Source organism: Binatus sp. (SeqCode) (genome assembly GCF_036522015.1).
Classification (GTDB): domain Bacteria; phylum Desulfobacterota; class Binatia; order Binatales; family Binataceae; genus Binatus.
Window position 1 is genome coordinate 1 of record NZ_DATDGQ010000020.1, and the last position, 4,408, is coordinate 4,408.

Genomic DNA, 4,408 nt, shown 5'->3' on the forward strand with positions numbered 1-4,408 from the left:
GCGCGCGGCGATCGAGCCTGATGGCGACCCAGTCGGAAATTTCGCTCGCCAAAAATCGCGAGCTGGTCGGCCGCGAAGTCGAGGTGCTGGTCGAAGGCCCGCTGGCGGGACGCTCGACGCGGCTGCGCGCGCGAACCTCAGGCCAGGCGCCGGAAATCGACGGCTCCGTTTTTCTTGCGGGCGACGCGGAGCCGGGCGAGTTCGTCCGTGCCCGAATCGACAAGGCGCTTAGCTACGACCTGCATGCGACGATCGCCGGCGCCTAAGTATACATCGGAGTCAGAATTTCAATGACGAAGAACACAGTTGCCGCGGATCGAAAGAAGTTCCTCGCCAAAGCGCGCGAACAACTGCTCGAAACCAAAAACAAACTGCTCGGCGTGATCGATTCGGAATTGCGCGCGGAACGCGAAGGCAACAAGGACGAGGGGATGGATACTTACGACCTCGCGTCCGAGGAACGCGATCGCGAGATCAACTTCATCCTGTCCGACCGCGAACGCGTCAAGCTCAAGCAGATCGACGACGCGCTCGAGCGGCTCGACGACGGCAGCTATGGCGTCTGTGAATCGTGCGGATTGGAGATCGCCGAAGAACGCCTCGAGGCGATGCCCTTTTCGCGCCTGTGCCGGGATTGTCAGCAGGACGAGGAGCGCGAGGCTAAATCGCAGCGCCGATTCGACGACGAGCCCAACGCCTATCGCAAGACCGGCTCGACCGACGCCGACGACGACAGCGCCTAGCCTGGCGGGCGTTGTTTACCGCGCCCCGCAAACCAGTCATCCTAACCAGAACAACTCGCGCAGCACCTTGCCGTCCTTACCAACCGTTAGGATTCGCTGCCGCGGAATTCCAATACCCATTTAATGAGAATATTTTCCGACATTGATAACGACGGATCCGACGATCCAGCCAGCATTCGCGATCAAATTCGCACCAATCTTTCCGGCGTCGCCGCGACTATCGCCCTTGCAAGCGCTCGCGGCGGGGTCGGCAAGAGCATGCTCGCCGTGAATATTGCTGCGGCATGGGCGACGAAGGGCCGCAAGGTCGCGATCGTTGACGCGGACCTTAATTCACCCAGCGTCGCGGCGATGCTCGGCATGAGACCGCAGCGGCGCTACCCGATGATCGAAGGAATTGAGCCCGCCGCAGGGCCGCATGGCTTGCGCGTGATTTCAAGCGATCAGCTCCCAGGCGGCGAGCCGCCGCCGATAAGCTTCGTGCAGGACTACGATCAGGTCGATGGAAACGGCGCAGAGCCGGTCGCTCCGGTGACGACGCGTCCCGCGGAGCTGAGCTATCGCGGCGCGCTGAGCCGAATGCTGGCGCAAACGCAGTTCGGAACCGCGGACTTGTTGATAATCGATCTGGCCAGCGGCCTCGATCGACTGTATGCGCTCGCGTCGATGATGGCGCTCGACGGCGTCCTGCTGCTGAGTCATCCGTCGTCACACGATGCCAGCGACGCGCGCCACGCGATGAAGATCGGGCGCGCATTCGGCGCGCCCATCGTCGGCATCGTCGAGAATATGGCCGGCTTTAACTGCGACGGATGCCGCGCCGTGCGGCCGTTGTGGCCGGAAGGCGATCTCAACGGAGTCGCACGCGAGGCTGCGGTGCCGATAATCGGGCGGCTCGGCTTTGAACCGCGCCTGGCGGACAGCACCGATCGCGGCGTGCTGTTCGTCCGCGAGTACGCGTCCACCCCGACCGGCAAAGTGCTCGCCGATATCGCCGCTCAGATCGAGGCGATCGTCGCAGTGCGCGCTCGCGCGCTAAATACGCCCACGAGCTGATTCTCAATCGCTATCCGGGTCATCGCTCTCGTCGGAGGCGGTCAGTACCGAGTCGGCGGCGCGCGAATATTCAAACATCCCCGCCCCGCGGTGAGCGTCGCTGCGGAAGCTTGCGAATCCGAGTGTCGTGTAGATGCGCGATTGCTCGGGCCCGGGGCGCGATAGCGGAATGAAGCATTCGACGCTGCCTTCGAGTTCGCACGAGGAGTCGTCTGCGCGTATCAACGACGCGAAAATACGATGCGGCGGTTCCTCAACTGACGGCGTTTCGATCGTGAGATTGCGCAGCTCGCACGGCGACCATCCGCCGGGGTTGAGAATCCTGGCGCTTTGACTTGGCGGCGCGTCGCCGATTACGGCGTGCCGCGCTTCAAGCGCGCGCGGCGCTTGTTCGTCTTCGAAGCACGCCCAAATCATCCGGCGCGCGGAGAACTTTTGCGGTCCCAGCCCGGTGAACGAAATTCCCGCGCGCGCAAAGCAGTTCAGCTCCCGCTCGACGCCGTCGATGCAGATTCTTCCTGAGATGCGGCCGAACGCGACGCTTGACGACAGGGTGTCCGCGGCACTGCCGGGCGAAGACAGAATCCAATCGAAGTCGAACTCGCCGCCGGCCCGATCGATTTCGAAACGCATCTCCACTTTCGTCTCGCCGTCGAGCCGGCCCGAAGCTAGCGCGCGTTCGATGCTGAGGTAGGCGGTCGCGTTGGGGACGATAACAGCGGGTCCGTGGAATGAAAGCACGATCGACTCGCCGTCGCGCCGCATAGAGAGCGGGCCGTGAGTGACGGCGCTCGCGGAACGCGTCGGACGGCCTTCGGCGGTGAACAACGCCGCGCGATGGTGATCGAACAGCATCATGATTCGCGCGCCCATGCCGGCGCCGCCGACGTCGAAGCTCGCCATCGCACCGAAGTGTGCCGCGGGATCGTAAAATTCGAGGCCAACGCGGCCGGGCGCTGCCACTGTCGCGGCGGCGCCGATTTCGGATTTGGCGACTGTCGGGCGCGGCGTGCGATTTATCACGTTGGCGGAACGAGCAACCTGTGAATCGCCCTTTCCTGAAAACACTTCGGCGATTGCGTCTTCGCATCGCGAGCGAAACTCGCCGGGCATCCTTAGCGCGACCGACAACTCGAGTTGGGCCGCGTCGATCACACCGCGCATCGCAGTTTCGGAAATCGATCTGAGCGGCGCATGCGGACTCTCGCGATGACGCGTGGTGAATGCCTGCAACAGATTTTGCAGACCGCCTCCCGGATAGCGCATGCCATAGGTTGGTTTGATCCCGTGGCGATGCAGGCGTTCGGCGAGCTCTCCAAGCGGGCCGTTAATGAAATCGTCGCAGGCGGAAACGCAGGCGGAGCCGGGCGGGCAGAGTTCGCCGCCGGAATTTCGAAGCCCGAGTCCGAAATCGAGGCGCGGCTCAATGATGTTCCATCCGTGGATCAGCAGCACCGTGATGCGGCCGTGACGTGCGACGATCGCCTTGACGCGCTCCGCGATCATTTCGAGCAGCCACGGAGCGCGCTCGATTATTTGCGAGAGCCGGTTGCAGTCGAGCCGATTGCGATCCATCGCGACGTTGATCAACGCCGACGCGCCGAGCCGCTCCGCAAGTCCACGCGTGATGTCGGCGGTATGAAGGTCGTTGACCTTGGGATTCAGCATCGAGCGCGTGCGCGGCTCGGCGCGTCCGCCGTGCGGCGCAATAAGCAGCAGGGGAGAATCCGAATCGATCACCTCGAGCCATGACTCGGAGGCTGCGCTTGCGGTATGAAGCCCGGACTCAGCCATTCAAGTCGATGCGGCTCGATGGGACTTGAGCGCGAAACGTGCGTGAAGCACGAACGACGCGATGAAGTAGTAGGCGATGTAACTCAGCCCCGCCCACAACATGATGGGATTGATCGTCGGCAGCATCAGCAGCGATGCGATCGTCAGGAAACCCCAGATGACTCCGAGCGTGAGTGTGATCGGACGGAGCGGCACCGTTCGATTTGGATAAATGTACTTGAGCGGCATGAACACCATCACGGCGAGCAGCAGCAGCACGGCGACGTTGAACACGGTGCCGCTGCCGAGACAGTAGAGATAGAACGCGACGAGGTTCCAATAATTCGGGAAGCCGAGGAAGTAGTGGTCCGGGGTTTTCGCTTCGGTGTGACAGAAGCCGTACACGCTCGCGAGCATGACGAAACACGCCAGCGCCAGGCCCCATCGCGAATCCGGGATGATTCCGGCCTCCAGCATCAGGAACACCGGCGCCACCGTGTAGGTGAGGTAGTCGACGATATTGTCGAGCAGCGCGCCGTCGAAGCTCGGCACGCGAATCTTGACCATCAGCCAGCGGGCGAGCGGACCGTCGCTACAATCGATGATCGTCGCCGCGCCCATCGCGAGGAATGAGGCGCGGAAGTCGCCGCGCGAGGCGAAAAAGATCGCAAGCAAGCCGAGCGCCGCGCCGAGCGCGGTATATAGATGTACGCCCCACGCGCAGGCCGTGAGAAATTTCTGCCTCGGGAGCATCCGCGCCAAACTTCCGGCTGCGCCTGATGAGGTCAAGTCATTTGTCCGGCTTGTAATCGCGCGGCCCGAAGTATTCCTCGAGC

The 4,408-nt window shown here is 62.8% G+C and carries 5 protein-coding genes; 3 read left to right on the forward strand and 2 right to left on the reverse strand.

Annotation, left to right across the window (positions count from 1 at the left end; translation table 11 throughout):
• The 3 genes from VIW95_RS00885 to VIW95_RS00895 all read left to right on the forward strand — a co-directional run.
• Positions 1-266 (forward strand): TRAM domain-containing protein (locus tag VIW95_RS00885; RefSeq protein ID WP_331583055.1); only part of this gene is annotated, 266 nt, incomplete at its 5' end.
• Between the two features lie 24 nt (positions 267-290).
• The gene (locus VIW95_RS00890) at positions 291-743 is read left to right on the forward strand and encodes a TraR/DksA family transcriptional regulator (protein ID WP_331583057.1); all 453 of its coding nucleotides are present in this window, start codon (positions 291-293) and stop codon (positions 741-743) included.
• A gap of 123 nt (positions 744-866) precedes the next feature.
• Positions 867-1,799, forward strand: coding sequence for a P-loop NTPase (locus VIW95_RS00895; protein ID WP_331583060.1), 933 nt, complete (start codon positions 867-869; stop codon positions 1,797-1,799).
• Between the two features lie 3 nt (positions 1,800-1,802).
• On the opposite strand, the gene VIW95_RS00900 is transcribed toward VIW95_RS00895, so the two are convergent.
• Positions 1,803-3,593 carry a hypothetical protein gene (locus VIW95_RS00900; RefSeq protein ID WP_331583062.1) on the reverse strand — a complete coding sequence of 597 codons (1,791 nt, stop codon included), beginning with the start codon at positions 3,591-3,593 and terminating at the stop codon, positions 1,803-1,805.
• On the reverse strand, positions 3,594-4,325 hold the full coding sequence (locus tag VIW95_RS00905) for a CDP-alcohol phosphatidyltransferase family protein (RefSeq protein WP_331583064.1): 732 nt from the start codon (positions 4,323-4,325) through the stop codon (positions 3,594-3,596). It abuts the gene before it with no gap.
• Positions 4,326-4,408 lie beyond the last annotated feature (83 nt).

Excerpts from the sequence above, each read along its gene's own strand:
- VIW95_RS00900 (WP_331583062.1), bottom strand. The coding sequence starts at position 3,593 with ATGGCTGAGTCCGGGCTTCATACCGCAAGCGCAGCCTCCGAGTCATGG.
- VIW95_RS00905 (WP_331583064.1), bottom strand. The coding sequence starts at position 4,325 with ATGCTCCCGAGGCAGAAATTTCTCACGGCCTGCGCGTGGGGCGTACAT.
- VIW95_RS00895 (WP_331583060.1), top strand. The coding sequence starts at position 867 with ATGAGAATATTTTCCGACATTGATAACGACGGATCCGACGATCCAGCC.
- VIW95_RS00890 (WP_331583057.1), top strand. The coding sequence starts at position 291 with ATGACGAAGAACACAGTTGCCGCGGATCGAAAGAAGTTCCTCGCCAAA.